16 protein-coding genes are annotated in these 18,592 nt (G+C 40.6%); 9 read left to right on the forward strand and 7 right to left on the reverse strand.

Features of this window, described 5'->3' with window-relative positions; genetic code table 11:
* Positions 1-10: 10 nt before the first annotated feature.
* Both EAH55_RS12445 and EAH55_RS12450 read right to left on the reverse strand, forming a co-directional pair.
* Positions 11-1,474 (reverse strand): SusD/RagB family nutrient-binding outer membrane lipoprotein, encoded by a 1,464-nt coding sequence (locus tag EAH55_RS12445; protein ID WP_121809873.1) that lies wholly within the window; start codon positions 1,472-1,474, stop codon positions 11-13.
* A gap of 30 nt (positions 1,475-1,504) precedes the next feature.
* Positions 1,505-4,744: a SusC/RagA family TonB-linked outer membrane protein gene (locus tag EAH55_RS12450; RefSeq protein WP_121809874.1), complete on the reverse strand. Its 3,240-nt coding sequence runs from the start codon at positions 4,742-4,744 to the stop codon at positions 1,505-1,507.
* A gap of 1,307 nt (positions 4,745-6,051) precedes the next feature.
* On the opposite strand from EAH55_RS12450, the gene EAH55_RS12460 reads away from it, so the two are divergent.
* On the forward strand, positions 6,052-6,693 hold the full coding sequence (locus EAH55_RS12460) for a response regulator transcription factor (protein WP_162996847.1): 642 nt from the start codon (positions 6,052-6,054) through the stop codon (positions 6,691-6,693).
* Here EAH55_RS12460 and EAH55_RS12465 read toward each other — a convergent pair.
* Positions 6,688-8,460, reverse strand: coding sequence for a tetratricopeptide repeat-containing sensor histidine kinase (locus EAH55_RS12465; RefSeq protein WP_121809877.1), 1,773 nt, complete (start codon positions 8,458-8,460; stop codon positions 6,688-6,690). The two genes, EAH55_RS12460 and EAH55_RS12465, sit on opposite strands and share 6 nt — an antisense overlap.
* A gap of 50 nt (positions 8,461-8,510) precedes the next feature.
* A complete protein-coding gene (locus tag EAH55_RS12470) occupies positions 8,511-8,702 on the reverse strand; it encodes a hypothetical protein (protein WP_121809878.1) in 192 nt (63 codons plus the stop codon).
* Between the two features lie 272 nt (positions 8,703-8,974).
* Between EAH55_RS12470 and EAH55_RS12475 the strand changes: the two genes are divergently transcribed.
* From EAH55_RS12475 to EAH55_RS12505, 7 genes are all read left to right on the forward strand, one after another.
* On the forward strand, positions 8,975-9,802 hold the full coding sequence (locus EAH55_RS12475; protein WP_162996848.1) for a hypothetical protein: 828 nt from the start codon (positions 8,975-8,977) through the stop codon (positions 9,800-9,802).
* Between the two features lie 51 nt (positions 9,803-9,853).
* Positions 9,854-10,654, forward strand: a complete 801-nt coding sequence (locus tag EAH55_RS12480; protein WP_121809880.1) for a hypothetical protein — start codon at positions 9,854-9,856, stop codon at positions 10,652-10,654.
* A 235-nt stretch (positions 10,655-10,889) separates the two neighbouring features.
* Positions 10,890-11,909 (forward strand): metallophosphoesterase family protein, encoded by a 1,020-nt coding sequence (locus EAH55_RS12485; RefSeq protein WP_121809881.1) that lies wholly within the window; start codon positions 10,890-10,892, stop codon positions 11,907-11,909.
* Positions 11,909-12,463 (forward strand): YceI family protein, encoded by a 555-nt coding sequence (locus EAH55_RS12490; protein ID WP_121809882.1) that lies wholly within the window; start codon positions 11,909-11,911, stop codon positions 12,461-12,463. Before EAH55_RS12485 ends, EAH55_RS12490 begins: the two co-directional genes overlap by 1 nt.
* A gap of 7 nt (positions 12,464-12,470) precedes the next feature.
* Positions 12,471-12,890 (forward strand): c-type cytochrome, encoded by a 420-nt coding sequence (locus EAH55_RS12495; RefSeq protein WP_121809883.1) that lies wholly within the window; start codon positions 12,471-12,473, stop codon positions 12,888-12,890.
* A gap of 56 nt (positions 12,891-12,946) precedes the next feature.
* Complete coding sequence (locus tag EAH55_RS12500; RefSeq protein ID WP_121809884.1) at positions 12,947-13,960, forward strand: sensor histidine kinase; 1,014 nt, start codon at positions 12,947-12,949, stop codon at positions 13,958-13,960.
* Positions 13,957-14,673: a LytR/AlgR family response regulator transcription factor gene (locus EAH55_RS12505; protein WP_121809885.1), complete on the forward strand. Its 717-nt coding sequence runs from the start codon at positions 13,957-13,959 to the stop codon at positions 14,671-14,673. Before EAH55_RS12500 ends, EAH55_RS12505 begins: the two co-directional genes overlap by 4 nt.
* Positions 14,674-14,700: 27 nt before the next feature.
* On the opposite strand, the gene EAH55_RS12510 is transcribed toward EAH55_RS12505, so the two are convergent.
* Together EAH55_RS12510 and EAH55_RS12515 are read right to left on the reverse strand one after the other, a co-directional pair.
* Positions 14,701-15,792 carry a pepsin/retropepsin-like aspartic protease family protein gene (locus EAH55_RS12510; protein WP_121809886.1) on the reverse strand — a complete coding sequence of 364 codons (1,092 nt, stop codon included), beginning with the start codon at positions 15,790-15,792 and terminating at the stop codon, positions 14,701-14,703.
* Positions 15,793-15,966: 174 nt separating this feature from the next.
* On the reverse strand, positions 15,967-16,455 hold the full coding sequence (locus EAH55_RS12515; RefSeq protein ID WP_114937292.1) for an Lrp/AsnC family transcriptional regulator: 489 nt from the start codon (positions 16,453-16,455) through the stop codon (positions 15,967-15,969).
* A 125-nt stretch (positions 16,456-16,580) separates the two neighbouring features.
* Between EAH55_RS12515 and EAH55_RS12520 the strand changes: the two genes are divergently transcribed.
* On the forward strand, positions 16,581-17,993 hold the full coding sequence (locus EAH55_RS12520; RefSeq protein WP_121809887.1) for an MFS transporter: 1,413 nt from the start codon (positions 16,581-16,583) through the stop codon (positions 17,991-17,993).
* On the opposite strand, the gene EAH55_RS12525 is transcribed toward EAH55_RS12520, so the two are convergent.
* Positions 17,967-18,500 carry a DinB family protein gene (locus EAH55_RS12525; protein ID WP_121809888.1) on the reverse strand — a complete coding sequence of 178 codons (534 nt, stop codon included), beginning with the start codon at positions 18,498-18,500 and terminating at the stop codon, positions 17,967-17,969. The two genes, EAH55_RS12520 and EAH55_RS12525, sit on opposite strands and share 27 nt — an antisense overlap.
* Between the last annotated feature and the right edge of the window lie 92 nt (positions 18,501-18,592).

An 18,592-nucleotide genomic window follows, 5' to 3' on the forward strand; every position in this document is an offset into this window, starting at 1 on the left:
TGTCAATGTTTTAGTTGTTGTCCTTGTCTTTCCTTGTATCCCACCACACGCGTGAATCCTGGCTATCGCCACCGCTTAGTCTTGCAACTGCAGCGTTCACATTAGCGCCGTTTGTATTGTATTCGCTTGTGGCGTACACAAACCTGCGAACAATCTTTTTAGATGAATTTGTAGCATCGGGGGCAGGGGTAAGAGATGGCCAGCCTGTTTTTCTCCAGATATTCCAGCCCATATGTCCGTCAGGGTAGCTTGAAATCCACCTTTGGGTTGATATGTTTTTAACCTGGGCGTGGGTAATATCAGCATCTTTGGTATCGGTAACCGGGAACTGGTTTAAATAAGCAGTTGACGGTGTGCCTGCTCCCCACTGGTCAAATGATGCGGTTACGCCTGATTTGTAGTTAGCAGAAATTGATTCTGAAATCCAGCCTAAGTTCGCAGCTTCGGCACGGGCCAGCCAGGTTTCAGCAGCGCTGATCAACATTACATAGCCGTTCTCTAACCTGTAGTCGCCACGTAAAATACGGGCCCATTTAGGGTTTGCATCGGTAAAGGCAGTCACAGTTAAACGTGCTAAACCGTAAGGTACGCCAATGCTTGATGTGTTAACATTACCTACAACTTCACTTTCGCCACCAAATGCAGCCTGACGAGGGTCGCTGGTTGAGGCGGTGATATCGGTAAGGGTTTTTGCTTCTGCAAAGTCCTTACGACCATTGTAAAGGTTCCACCATGAGCTTTTGTAGTTGCCGCCTGGAAACTGAAGCTTGAAGTTTTGGTCGTTAGTAGTTATTACGCCTGAAGTAATGGCTTCGCTTGCCGCTGCAGATGCAACAGAAGAAGAAGCGGTTACATTTGACATTTGAACTGCAACAAGCAACTTAAGCGAGTTTGCCATTCTTTTCCATGATGCAACATCGCCTCCGTAAATGATGTCGCCGCTTATTGGCGATGAATCAAACGAGTTGATAGCATCTGTTAAAGTGGTAAGGATGCCTTTGTAAATAGTTTCCTGTGTATCGTATTTAGGCAAAATGTTTGATGAGCCTTTTAAAGCCTCGCTGTAAGGAACATCGCCCCATGAATCGGTTACAATCCAGAAAATGTATTGCTGCAATATTTTAGCAACATTAACCATGTTTTTGTTAGGATTTTGGTTAATAACCAATTGCAGGTTGTTCAGGTTACCAGCATAGTTGCCTGTAAAGCCGTTTTGAGGCAGGTTGTATAATGATGTTCCTGAGTACTGGGTTTCGGTAAAATATTGAGCATACTGACCGCCGCTTATTGCTTCGGTACCGGTTGAGCCATAGCCACCTAAGCTTGCTTCAACGTTTGATAACAAGGCCGAAGGGATTGGTGTTACTGTTGCTGCCGGATTGTTGTTCACGTCGCCAAAATCCTTTAGCTTGTTGCAACCCGCGCCTAAAAAGGTAAACGCGCCTGCTAATGTATATAGATATATCTTTTTCATTTTGTTGTTGATCTAATAATCCTTAATCGCTTAGAATGTTACTTTTAAGTTGAAACCGATACCTCTTGTACCTGGGTACTGAGCAGTTTCACCTTCTGTCGCACTGATCTCTGATGGGTCGAAATCTTTTGATTTAGCATAAATCAGCAATAAGTTACGACCGGTTAAATCAATCCTCGCTGATTGGAATACATTGCCTAAGCCCCATTTCTTGACTGGCAGGTTGTAACCTACAGCAACCTCACGAAGTTTGATGAAAGTAAGGTCGTATACATAAGGGTCGTAAGTTTTATTGTTTGTTAAACCCTGGTAGTATGATTTTGCGTCAACGTAGTAAGTAACAGGGTTGTTGTTGGCATCAACACCGGTAACTTTAACACCACCGCCATCAGCAACAGGGTCACGTACCGACATTCCTTTATCGTTAAGTGCTGCAGTGTTAGCAGTTAAGCCGCTATACTGGCCCCAACGGTTTGATAATGAAACGAATTTACCACCAAACTGATAATCGATGTTTGCGCTTAACACAAAGTCTTTAAACAAAGTGAATGTGTTTTGTAAACCACCTGTGTATTTAGGTAACGCGCTTCCGAAATATACGTTAGGATCATTGATGTAAGCACCAGATGAAGTCAGGATAGGGATACCGGCAGAGTTACGTTTGATACCGTTACCGTAGATCTGGCCCCACCATTTACCTTTTTGGTTGATCAGGTATGGCATATCTGTACCCCAAACACCTGCAACCTGCACACGGTCAACACCATATTTGTTGCTGATTTCAACTACTGTGTTGTCAAGCAACTGGGCAAAGTTTGTGTTGATGGTCCAGCTAAAGTTTGGCAACCTGATAGGAGTGCCGCTTGCGGTGATCTCTAGACCTCTTCTTTTGATCAAACCTACGTTGGTAAGGATTGATGATACACCGCTGGCCGCGTTAACTGCTAAGCCCAGTGGAATGTCTTTATCATCAGCAGCCCAGTAAGTAGCACCAAAAGTTAAACGGTCGTTAAAGAAACCTAAATCCAAACCAATCTCTTTTGAAGTAGTGGTAGTACCATGTAATGCAGGGTCAACAAACTGAGTTGGGCCACCTTGTAATAAAGAGCCATTCCATTTGTTTGCGGCAATACCATAAAGGGTGTTGTTTCTGTAAGCACCAAATGTTTCGGTTGATGTACCTAACGCTAATGGTACCTGGCCCCATGATCCCCTTACTTTACCATAGCTCAACCAATCTTTAAATTCAGGCAATACTTCGCTGAATACGAATGAACCACCGAATGATTTTGATAATACTGAGTTTGCATCGTTTACTGTAGAAATGGTTGAGAACCAGTCGTTACGTAAAGTCGCATCTACATAAACAATTCTTTTGTAGTTGGCAGAAGCTTTTGCAAATACTGCACGGTATTGCTCCTGGATCCTGCTGTTGCTTGCGCTGATCGGGTCAACAGAGTTAGCAAGGGTGTACAGATCCGGAACACTTAAACCGTTGTTGGTATTAGCACCGTTATCTTTGTAGCTCCAATTATAGAAATCGCTACCGGCGTTAACATTCACATGAAAATCTTTGATTTGCTTGTCGTAGTTAAGCAAGGTTTCATAGTTTTCACGGTTTGAGTAAGTGTTTGAAGTACCATAGGTTGCTTTCTGACCTGTTTGGGTACCGCTTGCCTGAATTTCTGACGAAATTTTGTTTTCGTTCCAGGTATTGGTTTGGTTGCGGCGATAGGTAACCTTAAAGCTCAAATCGTTGTTGATTTTGTACTGTAAATAGATATTTCCGTACAAACGATCGCGGGTGTTCATATTTTGCCACTGTTTTTGCCATAAATATGGGTTATACCAGTAGTTGCCGCCATAAAACGCGCCTGGGTTAGATGCATCGTATGAGTTAGGGTTCTGGTGGTTCCAGCTTACATAAGTTCCGTCCGGAGATTTCAGGTCCTGTAACTCTTTCATGATGCCCATATCCAGATCACGGTGGAACCATGAGTTGAATGAACCGCTTGATGCACTTGCATAAGCGTCGCTAATTTGGCCATGAAGTTGTGTGCCAGAATAGTTGATGCTTGCACCTGCTGTAAGGTGTTTGTTAAGATCAAAGTTGGCGTTCAGGGTGAAGTTGTTTTTATTTAACCAGGTTTCAGGTACTATACCGGTAGTATGCTGGTTATTGTACGACATCCTGATGTTATAATCATCGGCAGCTTTGGTGAATGCAACACTGTTGTTTAAAGCTACACCGGTACGGAAGAAATCTTTAGCATTGTCTGGCTGAGGTGTCCATTTTGCTGTTTTGAAAGAGTATTTGGTGCCTGCGGCCCAAGCATACCATGGAATATACTCCTGGCCAACCATTTTAGGCCCCCAGCTGCTATCGTCGGTGTAATCCGGATAGTATTTGCCATCTAACGCTTTCCATCCTTCAGGATCACCATCTTTCCAGTGGTACTGGATGAAATCGGCAGAAGCACCACCGCCATAAGTATTTTGGTAGTTTGGAAGGATGTAAGCCTTGTCAAAGTTAGCGCCAAGGTTCAGCTCAACACCAACACCTTTTGATTTTTTACCTTTTTTGGTACTGATAACGATTGCACCATAAGCACCTTGTGAACCGAATTGTGCAGATGCAGCAGGACCATTCAGGATACTGATGTTGTCGATGTCGTCATTGCTCAAATCGTCGGCGTTTGGCATAATTGTACCGTCAACAACATATAAAGGGTTGTTACCGCTACCAAAGCCAGTAGCACCACGTAGCCTGATGTTGGTGTTACGGCCCAGCGCCGCTGCCGATTGGCTGCGTACCTGAACACCGGCAACCTTACCGGCTAACGCGTTGTTAACGTTAGGCTGACGGATGGTGTTCAACGCGTCTGACTTTACTACCTGCGCAGCATACGATGCCGAACGTGATGATTGTTTAGTACCGTAAGCACCGGTAATTACCACTTCGGATAATTTGTTAGCACTGCTTGATAATTTAACATCCAAAGGAGCCGAAGTAATTTCGACTGTTGTTGATGTAAAACCGATAAAGCTGAAGCTTAATGATTTTGCAGATGCTGGGGTAGTTAAAGAGAATTTACCATCTGCATTTGTTTGTGTACCAAGAGTGGTACCTACAACTCTCACGGACACGCCTGGTAGCGGTAGTCCATCGTCTTTTGAAGTTACCCGGCCGGTAACCGTTTTGTTTTGTGCATGTACCACGCTAATAAATAGCATGAACAAACACCAGCTTGCGAGTAGGAGTTTTTTCATTGTTAAAAAATCAGTTTTAGTTAATACCCAAAACTACAATTTTTGTAATAAAATGAAAAAAAAGTTGAAAAAAGTTTAATATTCCTCCTGTATATTAAAATATTTATAAAAATTTTGATAAAACGTTGTTTCAAAACCACTAAAAATGAGTAGTTTTTTAAATTCTTCATATAAAATTCATATAAATTTTGTGTGAATTTTAATTTTTGAAGCTATTGCGTGGGGTTGCAAATAAAAATAAGAAGAAAATTGCTTATAAATGCCTTGTTATGAAAAATATTAAGGTGATAAGCTGTAAAATGTGTCCTTTTTTTACGATTTAAGATAAAATAAATGGTTAGCTAAAATTGTGTGTTTCTGATTTTTAAAAATAATAATATTTTTTGGTAAAAAAAATGTGACACTTGGCGCCTTGTTATAAATTTATTGGTAAAACCTTTTATCTTATAATAGTTAAATAAAATATATGTTTTTTTAAGTCATTGACTTGTAGTGTTTTGATTTTATTTAATTAGTATTTTTTATATTTTTTTAAACTTTATTTATTGATTATTTTTTATTTTTAAATGATAAATAATAATTAAATTATTGTTATCAGCATGTTTTTAATCAAAAAAATAATGAATTTTTATTCATTTGGATTTAAAAAGAAGCCAGGCGATTGATAACATGAGGTGCTTCTCGCTCTGAAATTGTCATTTGTTAATGCTGAAACTCCTTAAGATACTTGTTAAAATAACTGTCGGTGGGCGCAAACAGGCTCAATCCGCATGGAAAGCAGAATATATTTGCCAGATTAGCATCTTTTTGACCATTTAGATGGAGGTGAATGTTACTTTTTGTTGGTATTGTTGTTTTGCTCAATGCAGAAGGCTTGCTGAATTTTTCCGTCAATAATGTGGCAAATACCTCGGTTTGTGATTCGTTTTTATCAATAATTAACTGAGGTGCTATCGCCAGAGTTGTATTTGATACATTATTACATTTTGTTAACCGGTGCTTCCCCGGACTTGGGAGTTTATTTGAAGACCTTGGCAAACTTACACCGTTGTCATAAGATTCATCCTTTAGTAATGCGATTATACAAATCAGCATTATAATAAATGTGCTAACAAAAAACTGCATTACTTTTTAGGTTAATAGTTTAAGGTAATTGGTTTATTTGGTATTGGCGGGCCCTTGTTTCTATATGTATTCCGGCTTGCTTTATATAAACAATTTTATGAATGGTTGCGCGGGGGTACAATACAAAGCAGTTGGTATTTTATAGGATCAGGATAAAGTATAGATTTATGGTGAATTTAAAGATGGAAAATACGTTGGAAAAACTATCAGTAATCATTGCCGATGATCATACCTTATTCATAAACGGTTTACGTATGTTATTACAGGGCGAGCCGGATATTGAAGTTGTAAGTGTTGCAGCTAATGGAAAGGAAATGCTGCACTTGTTACATACCCATACGCCTAACCTTGTATTGCTTGATATCAATATGCCAGGCATTAACGGCTTTGAAGTGCTTAAGCGGATAAAGGACTATTATCCTAAAATTAAGGTGATCATGCTTTCTACCTATAATGAAGAGCATCTGATTGAAAAGGCAAAAACCGAAGGCGCTAATGGCTACTTATTCAAAAATGCCGAAAAGGCAGAGCTGTTAAGTGTGATGAGATCGGTAGCAGGGGGGCAGCTTTGCTTTCCGTATAAACAACCTGCAGTTAGTTCATCGCTTAACGAGACGGATCCTTTTTTGAAACAATTTCAGCTTACCAAGAGAGAGACTGAACTTTTACAATTTATAAAGCAGAATTTTACCAATCAGCAAATGGCAGATCACCTTCACCTAAGTATCTATACTGTCGAGACGCATCGTAAAAATATTATGCAGAAGCTTAACCTGAAAAACCCGGTTGAACTTAACCGCTTTATAATACAATATAATTTATGAGTTTTTCTTAGTGAATGGGATGTAGACAGATACAAGCGTTCCCCTGTTAACCTGCGAATCAAATTCAACCTTGCCATTTAAAAAATTAATCCGCGACCGCAGGTTATTTAACCCCATCCCCTTAAAAATGTCAGGATTGGTTGTGTCAAACCCTTTGCCGTTATCTTCAATGGTGAGGCTGATACTTTCGTCGTTTCTAATCAATGAAATGTCAAGCCTATCGGCCTGGGCATGTTTCATTACATTGTTTACGCTTTCCTGCAGTACCCGGTATAAGATGATTTCGGTGGTATCGTCATAAGGTGAATCAAAACCGTTGCTGAAAAAGTTTATTGTGATATTGTCGTTCCTGATATTTTCGATAAACTGTTTAATTACCTTTGCAAGCCCCGTTTTATGTAGTGCCCAGGGCATCATATTGTGCGATATTGTCCTTACCTCTTTAAATCCATAGTCAACAAGAGTGATCACTTTTTCAAAACGGTTTCTTTGTTCGTTATTTATAAATGGTAATTCGCTGCCAATAACCTGGAGATTGATCTTGGCTGCCGAAATAGTTTGGCTCACACTATCGTGCAAATCCTGGGCAATTCTGCGTCTTTCGCTTTCTTCGGTTGCAATGATTGCTTGCATCGCGATATTGCGTTGTTTTAACTGGTTTTGTTTGTAGTAGAAAAAAGCTGAAAATAACATCAGCAGTATGAAAATTCCTGTACCTGCCATCCAGTAATTCCGTTTTGTAATTTCAAACTGCTGTTGTAGCACCTGGTCTTCCCGCTGCCTTATTTCATATTTTGCCTGTAGTTCATCAACAGTACTGCTGCTTGTTGGTTTAATTGCTGCATGCTTTTTTAAATAAATAAGCGACTGTTCATAATTTCCCATTCGTTCATACAGGTCAGCCAACTCATTCGTGGCACTTTTTTGCATGTCGGCATAATTTATTTGGGTGGCAAACTGCAGGCAGTTTTTTAAAGCATCAAGAGATTGCCCATATTGTTGCTTGTTTTTATAAAGTACGCCCAGGTTAAAATAATTTATTGAAAGTGCCAGGGTATCATTTAATGATTTTTTGATATCGATGGTTTTTAGAATTTCCTGCACCGATTGGCTTTGCCTGATACTCCCCATAACATCGCCCATAAATTGATGGCTATATGTTTCGGAAGTGTTTTGGTTTGTTTGCTTTACAAGGTTTAAAGAGTCTTTGATATCAAAAGACTGCCTGAAGTAGTTTAAAGCTTCCCGATAATTATTTTTAGCTTCATATACCTCCCCAAGTTGGTTTAAAGCTTGCATCAGTTCGTTACGGTCGCCGGTTTGGGGGGCATATGAAACAGCCAGCGTGTAAAACTCAATCGCTTTATCATAGTTTTTTAGTTTAACGTAGGCTTTAGCTAACCTGCTGTAGTCATTTGTTAAAATATACTGCTCATTTGTTTTACCAAGTATAATAGCACCTGTATTGTAATAGTAAGCGGCAGAATCATACGAGTTGGTTTGATAATAGGCTTTTCCTAAAGTTTGGGATAGCAGGGCAATCGCTTTTTTATTGTTCAGCTTATTGGCCAGATTTAAACCAGCTTTGGCAACCGTGATAATTTCATCCGGATTTTGCTCAATCGGGTAGGAGGCCAATCGGGTAGCTGCCGCTAAACGCTTTTGCTGCGATGCGTTGCTGAAAACAATCTTTTTTAAACTATCAATATTTTGACCGGAACACGGAATTACAGTTAAAATAAGCAGAAAGAATAAAAAGTATTTCATAGCCGGTTGCTGGTCCCGGTTAAAGATAACGATTTGATGTTGATCAGCAATCAGGCTATAAGTATTATCAGGGCCGACATAACGGCTAATACAAAAAATACAATTTGACGGTGCCTTGCACTGATAATGTTAGGGATTCGGCCCGTTCCCTGCAGCTTGTTTAATTTAAGCTTATACATGGTTGATAGCCCCATGCAAATTATAGAAATAAAGCCCACAAGGTAGTTTAAATTACTTTCCATGATTTTTTTAATTTAGGTGATACAAAACTGTTAATATCAAAACCATTAGGGGAGGTACAAAATTCACTGTGGTGTTTGATGATACAATTTTATGGAGCTGCTAAACCTCACACAATACAAAGCAGTTGGTATTTTGGTATAGCAGGATAAAGCTTAGTTTTACTGAGGATATTACAACAGCTATGCAATAGGTTTATATTGGACGCTGAACACAGCGATTTAATAAAAACGATTAACTTTATTGGTGGCTTTGTCCGTATAAACAAACCGATATGCCTGATGTGATTTTACTCCTCAGCTATCGCTTAAAATTTGATTTAGTTAACAAGAATATTCATAAAATAATACTCACTGATTGTTTTAAAAACGATCGCTTTCTGCAGAAAGACACAAAAATGCGAATGTTATACATCGTCCAAAAAAAGAAGAAAAATAGGCGGCGAAATAGATTGCTATCAGTTTTGGTCGGGTTGGTTGCTGTATTGGGAGGCATGGATCATGCCATTGCCCAAAACAGAAATAATCAATCGGACTGGAATGTGCCGCCTCCGTTAGTACCGGGTACAATAAACAAAGGAAATACACCGGGCAATAGTTCGGCCGGCAAACCTATTGTGCTTACACTTACAGATATTCCTGTGGTTTCGCAGCCGTTTGTTTCCGCAACTCAGGCGCCTGCACTGGCTGCAATTGGCACAAATCCACCAGTAGTTGACGTCCCAGGTCAGCCTAATATTGATGGAGTTGGTACTGGATTGCCGAAAATACCCACACCTGAAGCTCCCGAAACCCCGCATCTGCCAAAGCAAGCTATGCAGGATCTTCAGTTTTCGCAGGTGATAGATCTGCCTTTACCTGAATCGCCCGAATTGCCACCGGCTTCAGTTGAACCAACAGTATCCGGAAAAATAAATATGATAAAAGTTCCGGTGCCAGTGATGCCAGAGATAACGGATGCGATGCCGGTTTTACAACCAACGGGCGATATTAATCCATGGTCTATCCCTCAAATTCCTGAAAATACCGGATTTAAATTGGCTGTGCCAACCGGAAAGGAAGATAAGGCAAGAGGCAAATCCCATTCGAACAGGAAAAAATAACAGTTATGACGTAATGCCAGGCATTTAAGGGCATTATAACAAAACGCTAAAATGAAAAGTACCCCAATTGTGTTAAAATATATATTAGCTGCTATACTGGCCTTTGCGAGTGGTATTACCTTTGCGCAGGTAAGGTTTAAACAGGGAGATGAGTTTCAAAGGCAGGTAATTACAAAATCAAATTGTGTTTTACAACGTGGTAGCCAAAACCTTCATGTTGGCTCGGTTTCGATAGTAGCCAAAACTTACAAGGTAACGGATGCTTCTGAAAAGGGTGTGTCTTTTACTATTACAACCGATAAGCTTGTTGATACCATTAATGCCATGAACCAGAACCTGATATATCATTCAGGTAAGCCTGCCGATCCAAATTCTATTATCCAGGTTGGCCTGCAGAAAATTGTAAATAGCGCTGCTGTAGTTTCAGTAAATAATAAAGGCGAGATCACTAATTTAAAAAGGCCTGTAACGGCAAATGATACACTTTTATCATTTGCGGGGATTCAACCAGAGCATTTATCGCCAGGTAGCACATTGCAATTTATGGTTGATTTTCCGGTTAATGTTACACTAAAAAAGGGTTATTCATGGAAAGCCACCACATCATCGGCCGAAACCAATTATACGGTTTATGCCATTAACGGGCAAACTACAGTAGTTACTTATAAAACATCAGTTTTGGGGGGGAGCTTAAACAGTCGCATCAACGGGTCGATACTTATTGATAACAATACGGGCATTATTTTAAAGCGCTACTCACAAAGCGTTTCTACAGGGTACGAAATGGTAAACGGCGTAGTTTATACTGCTACACGCCGTACCGCTGTTACCGAAATCTGTAATAAAAAGTAAATATTGATTCAAAATTGAATCAAATAACAAAAGGCCGCTGCATCCATTGCAGCGGCCTTTTGTTATTTAATACCCAATGTTTCGGCCAACGAATTGGCAGCAGGATAACCTCCGGATATCGCCCTTAAATCGTGTTCATCAAGTAATTGTGTGGGTTCATGTAAAATACTGTGCCAGGGGGAGTTGTTTGTGTTCTTTAGTGCTGTAATTCATTAAAGACAAAAAAAACAACTATATGAAAAATCACTTTCATGTTGATGAAAACTCAGACCACAATACCGGTAACGATGGAATAGACCGCCGTGGTTTTCTTGAATGTATGGCCTGGGCCGGTACCGGCGTATTATGGATGATGACTGGCGGGGTGCTGAAGTCATATGGGATGAGCCAAATGATTGACCGGGTTACCGGTGGGCTCAAAAAAGGGTTAATAGTACCCAAATCTGATTTTAGTTTTGTGCAGATCAGCGATAGTCATATCGGGTTTAATAAGGCCGCCAATCCTGACGTGGTAAGTACGCTGAACGCCACGATAGCCAAGATCAACAATATGCCCAGCGTACCTTCATTTGTATTGCACACTGGTGATCTGTCGCACCTGGCGCAGGCCGATGAATTTGACACGCTTGAGCAATCATTGAAGACTGTTAAAACCGAAAAGATATTTTATGTACCCGGCGAACATGATGTTACCGATAATGGTAAGCTATATCTTGAACGCTATGGTAAAGGTACTTTAGGCGACGGCTGGTATAGTTTTGATTCGCATGGTGTGCATTTTATTGGCCTGGTAAATGTAACCAATCATGTTGACGGGGGCTTAGGGTACATCGGACCTGCTCAGCTAAAATGGCTTGAGAATGATCTGAAGCCGCTATCCAACAGTACGCCAATAGTTGTGTTCGCGCATATTCCGCTTTGGGCTATTTACCCGCAATGGGGTTGGGGTACCGATGATAGTGCGCAGGCACTGGTCTTACTTAAACGCTTTGGATCGGTATCGGTATTGAACGGGCATATTCACCAAACGATTCAAAAGGTTGAAGGTAATATTACTTTTCATACGGCCAATTCAACGGCATTTCCTCAGCCCGCTCCGGGCAGCGCGGCATCGCCCGGCCCTATGAAGGTACCAGCAGAAAAGCTTCGTGGTTTTTTAGGATTGACCAGTGTAAACTATGTGGAGCATGATCACTCGCTTGCGATCACTGATATCCCATTGATTGATGCTGAAAAAACGACTGAACAGAAATAATGAAAAAGTATAGGATGAAAAGGAATTTGTTGTTGCTGTTACTGATGATCGGCTTAGCGACAGAGAGTAAAGCTCAGTATAAGCCTATTGAGCAGGGTTCAGGTTTGAAATTTACCATTAAAAACCTGGGATTTGATGTTGATGGCGCTTTTAGCGGGTTTGACGGTAACATCAATTTTGATCCCCAAAACGTAGCTAACAGCAGTTTTGATGTAAGTATCAACGCGTCATCAGTAAATACCGATAATAGTTTACGTGATGAGCACCTGCGCGGTGAAGGCTATTTCGACGTGAAGAATTTTCCCAAAATCAGGTTGGTTTCGGGAAAAGTGGCCGAATTAAATAAAAGTGGAATGTACCAGCTAACGGGAGTGCTAACTATAAAAGGTAAGGCAAAGCAGGTATCATTCCCTTTTTCGGCCACACCTGCTGCCGACGGTTATGTTTTTAAAGGGGGATTTAAGATAAACAGGAAAGATTTTGGGATAGGCGGTGTAAGCACCATTGCCGATGAACTTGAGGTGGATATCAGTGTAACAGCAAGGAAAGGGTAAAGAAGTTATGGAAGTAAAAATAAATAGAAAGCTTTGCGTTATTGTGGTATTAGGTGCTTCGGTGACCTGTACCGCGGCAATAACTAACAAACCTGAGCCTGTGCATTATGAAAACCTGAAAGTATTGCCAAGGGATATCAGCTCGCACGATTTGCAAAGCATCATGGCCGATGATTTTGAGGATGGTCTTGGTGTTACCTGTGGCTTTTGCCATGCCAACGCTAAAGATGGCCATGGTTTGGACTTTGTAAGCGACGCGAAGCCCGAAAAAGAAATTACCCGGCAAATGATGCGCATGACCATCGGTATCAATAAAAAGTATTTTAAGCTTAAACACCCTGGCATAGGCAACCAGGCGCTGGTAGTTTCCTGTATTACATGTCATAAAGGTCAGCCATTTCCTGATGCTGCCACGGGCAATAATTAATTGTAAATTGCTTTATAAAGCTTTGAATGATAAACTGATTAAATAACCTTGAAAAATTGAAATTCAACAAAGTAGTATATCACATCGCATTTTGGCTGCTGGCGTACCTTTTCTGGATTTTTATTTTCAGGAACGGTACGCTGGTGTTAACTCATGCCATAACCATTCAGTTTTGTTACCTCGTATTTATTTCGGCTAATTATTACCTCAACACACTTTATGCAATTCCGTATTTGCTTAATAAAAAGCAATACATAAAATTCGGTCTTGTTTTTTTAACGGGAATATTGATCACAGCGCTTCTGAGGGTTCCGGTATCGGCCTGGGTTACGGTACACTTATTTAATATGAATGCCCGGTTTAATGCTGTTTCTGTTTTTGCCGACTCATTTGTTAATATCCTGTTTTGGGTGCTTTGCATCCTGGGAGCTCAAATGGTGATTGAAAAAATGCGGGCGCAGGTTTATATTGAGCAGATTGAAAAGGAGAAAGCCACCAATGAACTTAATTTTTTAAGGGCGCAGTTTAACCCTCATTTTCTTTTTAACTCCATTAATTCGATTTATGCCCATATCGATAAATCAAATAAGGATGCACGTGATATGCTGCTGGTGTTTTCGGAAATGCTGCGCTACCAATTATACGAATGTAATGTAGAGCAAATAGACTTGAACCGCGAGATCAACTATATCCGAAATTACATAGCTATTCAAAAAGGGAGAATTGATGAAGAGGTTAATGTGAGTTTTTACGCAGATAATATTAACGGACAAGCTTTTGTAGCGCCCCTGTTATTTATAGCGTTTGTGGAGAATGCCTTTAAATACGTGGGGTTTAACGAAGGGAGAATAAATAAGGTGGATATAAGCCTGAAGCAGGAGGAAGAAAAGCTGATTTTTAAAGTGTATAATACTAAAGATAGTTTTGCAGGCAGGGATGAACATTCATCGGGCCTGGGGATAGCCAATACAAAACGGCGGCTGGAGATCCTGTACCCTGAAAAACATAAGCTTGATATAACCGATAGTGGCGATAGTTTTGAAATAAATTTAGTACTGCAGAACGTATGATACTTAAATGCCTGATTATAGATGACGAGCCAATAGCACGTAAGTTGCTGCAGGAATATATTGAAGAGGCCGACTTTTTAGTATTGTCGGGTACGGCCGAAAATCCGCTTAAAGCCACCGGCCTGATCAATAAACTGGATATCGATTTGATTTTTCTTGATGTGAATATGCCAAAGATGAATGGTTTTCAATTTCTGCGGTCGGCGGTAAAATTGCCCATGGTGATCATGACAACAGCTTACGGCGAATATGCACTTGAGGGATTTGAAATGGCTGTGGTTGATTATCTCGTAAAACCATTCTCGCTTGAACGCTTTCTGAAGGCTTCACAAAAAGCGCTTGATCTGTATATATTAAAGCAACAGGCATCGCCCGAAAAAAATGAAGCCGACCATTTTTATGTTAAGTGCGATGGCAAAATTGAGCGGGTGCAATATGACGACTTGGTTTATATTGAAGCCATGGCTAATTACGTAACACTATATACCTTGAATAAAAAGCTTATAGTATACCTAACCATCAAAGGCTTACAAGAAAAGCTGCCGGTTGATAAGTTTATTAAGGTACACAAAAGTTATATAGTTAATACAACCATGATCAGTAACATCGAGGGTAATATGCTTAATCTTAATGGGACTAAAATTACCGTTGGGCAAAGCTTTTATGACGAGGTAATGGATAAGGTTTTAAAAGGCAGGCTTTTTAAAAGATAATATGGCCTGCATTTTAATAGTTAATGCTTAATTGTTTTTCAAGCCGATTTGGTGGTTGCTGTAATCAGTTAGGTATTCATTGCTAATGAAAAAGTCGAGACTGAAAATTGTGCGATAATCTCCGGTATTATTAGGATTTTGTACCTCCGTAAGATTGCCTGTACTTGATGTTGTATAGGTATAAACAAAGCCTTGGTTGGTGGTTATTGTAACAGTTGAATTTGCGGGCAGGCTGCCTGTTGAGGTAGTTGCCAGCCTGTCTTCAATAACTGTGGTTGAAGGTGTGCCTGTGTCAAACAGGATTTGCCCGGAAATAGTTTTGCCACTGTACGTTATAGTTGCCGGGATATTAGGTGAGTAGCCACCGCTGTTCGAATAACTAAGCGGATGCATGATGAATCCGGCTGATGAAAGATCACTATTGTTTAGTCCGATGGTTAAAAGGTTGCTTACATAAGTACCGCTGGTTGAAAATAAGCTTTTGTTTAACGTAGCCAATTTAAACCCGCTGGTGAGGTTGGTGCCGGTATTGAAATATCTTAAAGGGCTTTGAATTTCACTGGTTACATAGCTTGTGCCGGGGCCAACGCCAAAAACATCGCTGGCGTGAGCAGGCAGTTTAGCTCCTGTTTCATCAACTATTTTGTAATATAAAAAAAAGGGTACCCTTTTTAACGCAAGATTGCCCTGCGCATCACCTATGGTAATGTTGGCGTAGGCTAAGTTGCCATATTCTTTAGTTGAACTTAGCTGATCTCCAAAGCTAATTGTGCCTTTGGTGCTGGTTATTGTAATTCCATTTACAACAGTAGAGTCTCCGGTAAACTGGAAGCCCGATGAGGTGATCATAGATGCAGGTATAATGTCAGTTGCATCAAGCGTCATGCCCGATGAACCGGTATCAAATACGGTATAATAGGTTACAGCCTTGGTTCCAACGAGTGTAACAGGTAAAAATATCCGTTTGTTTATACCGCTGGCATATTCATATAAACCCAATGTTACAGGAGTTATTTGTGGCTGAACTACAGTTTTTTCTTTTTTACACGAGAAAAAAACAGTAGTTATTAATATGCAACCTATAATTTTAGACGTAAGCAGTAAATGTTTTGTAGTCATATATATCCGTTATAAACCCGGTTGGTAATAAATACGATAAAATAGCAGTTTTAGTTGGCTTAAAATTATGATAACGATTTGATAAGCCGGCCAATGAATCGATAAAACATAATGTTGAACCGATTAATTATCCGGACATATAAACGGATTAGCGGATGTCGCTATTGCCTGTAACTAAAGTAAATGGTTGGTTTCTTTAATGATATCCATTACAAAAGTGCTTTTTGAATGGCCAATTCCTTTTACCTCGCTTAGTTTATTTACAAAAAAAGAGTGGTAGCTATCCATGCTTTCAGACACGATCTTGAGCATAAAATCAAAATCACCGGAGATATTATAGCACTCTATCACCTCGTCAAATTCAAGTACGGCGTTAATGAAATCCGCGCCCGCTTTGCGGCTGTGCTCGCGCAGGGTTACCATGCAAATCACCATAATGCGCTTGTTTAATAGCCGCTTATCTAAAATAGCGGTGTAGTTTTTAATTACTCCGGCTTTTTCAAGGCGTTTAATGCGTTCATGGGTGGGAGTAGGGCTTAAGTTAATCTTTACCGCAATCTCCCGTACTGTAAGTTTGGCATTTCGTTCAACCAATCGTAATATTTCATAATCCTTTTCGTCGAGTTGGATACCAGCTTTTTCTTGTTCTGTTTGATAGGCCATATGAAGGGGCTAATAGAATGTTTGTTCTTTTGTGATGCTTTTATTTTCTATTGTGTTCCAAAATTATAATAAATAATGTTATTAATTTCCGTTGATCTAATTTTGAAAGGACAAAAAATATAATTATGTCGCTGCAAAAGAACAAGATCCTCATCATCGCCTCCCTGGCCATATTTGTTGAAGCGCTTGATATCGCTATTATCAACCTCACCATTCCCGCTATCCAAAAGCAGTTTCTGGTAACCAACGACCAGGTTCAATGGCTGCAAACGCTATATGTTTTGCTGTATGGCGGCTTCCTGATTATTGGCGGCAAACTATCGGATGTTGTGGGGCCAAAAAAGATCTTCATAGCAGGTGCTGTCCTGTTTCTGTTAACATCCCTGGGCGCGGGTTTGGCCGGTACCTTTATGTTTCTTAGTTTATCGAGGGCGATGCAGGGTTTAGCGGCGGCGCTGATCATGCCATCAGCCTTCTCTATCATAACGCATACTTTTACCGAAGAGCGGGAGCGGAGCAAAGCAATCGGGATTTTTAGCTCGTTCGCGGCAGTTGGCTCGGGTATTGGCCTCTCGGTAGGCGGAATTATCAGTACCTACATGGGATGGCATTGGGTGTTCCTGATCAATGTGCCTGTGCTGGCCGTTATTATCATTGTAGGTTGGTTTTACCTGGCCAATGATACTTCTGAACAAAAACAACCTTCTCCCGATTTGTTTTCGGGCGTTTTATTGGTAATTAGCTTGTTGATGCTAAGCTATGGCGTACATCAGCTGGGCGATATTAAACAACAACTTAGCATGATCTTGCTTTGCGCTTTGGGTGTAATGGTTAGTACAAGGTTGCTTTACGTCCGTTTAACCCGTCGTGCGAATCCGCTTATTGATCTATCGGTTTTTAAAGCATCATCGGTTATTACCGCCAATGGTGTATTCATTTTACTGGGGGCCTTTTTTACCGGGTACCTGTTTATCATATCTCAATTATTGCAAAAGGATATGAGTTATAATGCGGCAAAGTCTGGTTTGCTGCTGGTGCCTTTTAGCTTATTGTCGGCACTTGTGGCCAAGTTTATGCTGCCGGGCATTATGAAACGCCTCACAACCGAGCAAACCGGCTTACTGGGGATGTGCTGCATGTTAACCGGCGGACTGGTTTTAGTTTGCGCGGTATTTGCAGGCTATTCGCTCCCTTTGCTGCTGTTGTCGGCCGCTTTTATATCCGGTTTGGGCATGACCATCTGTTTTACAAGTTTATCTGTGCTCGCTGTAAAAAATATCCCTAAACAACACTACGGTTTGGCATCAAGCCTGGGTACTACCACTTACTTTTTAGGTGCAGGAGTTGGCTTGTCAATACTTACGCTGTTTATGCAACAAGGTAACCAGAGTGCTTCGGTAAGTGGTTTATCGCTTATTATTCTTTGCGTATACGCGCTGATAGGTTTGCTGTGGCTTGTTATTTACCTTGTAAATTTAAAAGTTAAGAGCGTGCCTGTAACCCTGCCAAAATCACAAAGCTTGCCTGATGTTTTTTAACTGGTGGATGTGTTTTTGGGTATGATAGCAAATCAAGTACAGCCACTCCAGCCGGGTAAGTTCGCCGAAGAAAGGAACTACCAGTTCTGTGCTGATCGCGTAAAGATCTTTGCTGTTAATAACCTCTCTAACCTGGGAGATAGCTGTTTGTAATAAATCGATAAGCCCTGCTTTTTGATGAGGCCCGTCTGATGGCCATATGCCAGGCGCGGATTTGAACTTAGCTTCAAAATCAAGAAAAAGGTCTTTAATCATTTTTACCTTTTCGTCTGGGTCTCTCTCTGCGGGCTTGCCGGCTCCGTTAAGTACAGGGATAAGTTGTGATGCAGATTTAAAAACGTGCTCAGCTATTTGTCCGGCTGTCCAGCTATCCGGTGAAAGTGTTATGTTTATTTGCTGCTCATTAAATAAAGCAACGGTTGATAACATATTACTGGCAGTATCTTCAAATACTGCCAGTAAATTGATAAGGGCATCAGTTTGGTGGTTGGTGGTTTGATTTTCCATGACGTTTTAAAGATTGATTGATACAAATCTCCGCCCAAAATCAAAGTTTGAACCTTGGCGTTTGTGCCATAATTGGGGTGGTTTTGCGCCAT

The sequence above is a fragment of the Mucilaginibacter kameinonensis genome, assembly GCF_003675385.1.
Classification (GTDB): Bacteria; Bacteroidota; Bacteroidia; order Sphingobacteriales; family Sphingobacteriaceae; genus Mucilaginibacter; species Mucilaginibacter kameinonensis.

Coding starts and splice junctions, on each gene's coding strand:
- EAH55_RS12445 (WP_121809873.1), bottom strand. CDS start 1,474: ATGAAAAAGATATATCTATATACATTAGCAGGCGCGTTTACCTTTTTA.
- EAH55_RS12450 (WP_121809874.1), bottom strand. CDS start 4,744: ATGAAAAAACTCCTACTCGCAAGCTGGTGTTTGTTCATGCTATTTATT.
- EAH55_RS12460 (WP_162996847.1), top strand. CDS start 6,052: ATGGAAAATACGTTGGAAAAACTATCAGTAATCATTGCCGATGATCAT.
- EAH55_RS12465 (WP_121809877.1), bottom strand. CDS start 8,460: ATGAAATACTTTTTATTCTTTCTGCTTATTTTAACTGTAATTCCGTGT.
- EAH55_RS12470 (WP_121809878.1), bottom strand. CDS start 8,702: ATGGAAAGTAATTTAAACTACCTTGTGGGCTTTATTTCTATAATTTGC.
- EAH55_RS12475 (WP_162996848.1), top strand. CDS start 8,975: ATGCCTGATGTGATTTTACTCCTCAGCTATCGCTTAAAATTTGATTTA.
- EAH55_RS12480 (WP_121809880.1), top strand. CDS start 9,854: ATGAAAAGTACCCCAATTGTGTTAAAATATATATTAGCTGCTATACTG.
- EAH55_RS12485 (WP_121809881.1), top strand. CDS start 10,890: ATGAAAAATCACTTTCATGTTGATGAAAACTCAGACCACAATACCGGT.
- EAH55_RS12490 (WP_121809882.1), top strand. CDS start 11,909: ATGAAAAAGTATAGGATGAAAAGGAATTTGTTGTTGCTGTTACTGATG.
- EAH55_RS12495 (WP_121809883.1), top strand. CDS start 12,471: ATGGAAGTAAAAATAAATAGAAAGCTTTGCGTTATTGTGGTATTAGGT.
- EAH55_RS12505 (WP_121809885.1), top strand. CDS start 13,957: ATGATACTTAAATGCCTGATTATAGATGACGAGCCAATAGCACGTAAG.
- EAH55_RS12510 (WP_121809886.1), bottom strand. CDS start 15,792: ATGACTACAAAACATTTACTGCTTACGTCTAAAATTATAGGTTGCATA.
- EAH55_RS12515 (WP_114937292.1), bottom strand. CDS start 16,455: ATGGCCTATCAAACAGAACAAGAAAAAGCTGGTATCCAACTCGACGAA.
- EAH55_RS12520 (WP_121809887.1), top strand. CDS start 16,581: ATGTCGCTGCAAAAGAACAAGATCCTCATCATCGCCTCCCTGGCCATA.
- EAH55_RS12525 (WP_121809888.1), bottom strand. CDS start 18,500: ATGGAAAATCAAACCACCAACCACCAAACTGATGCCCTTATCAATTTA.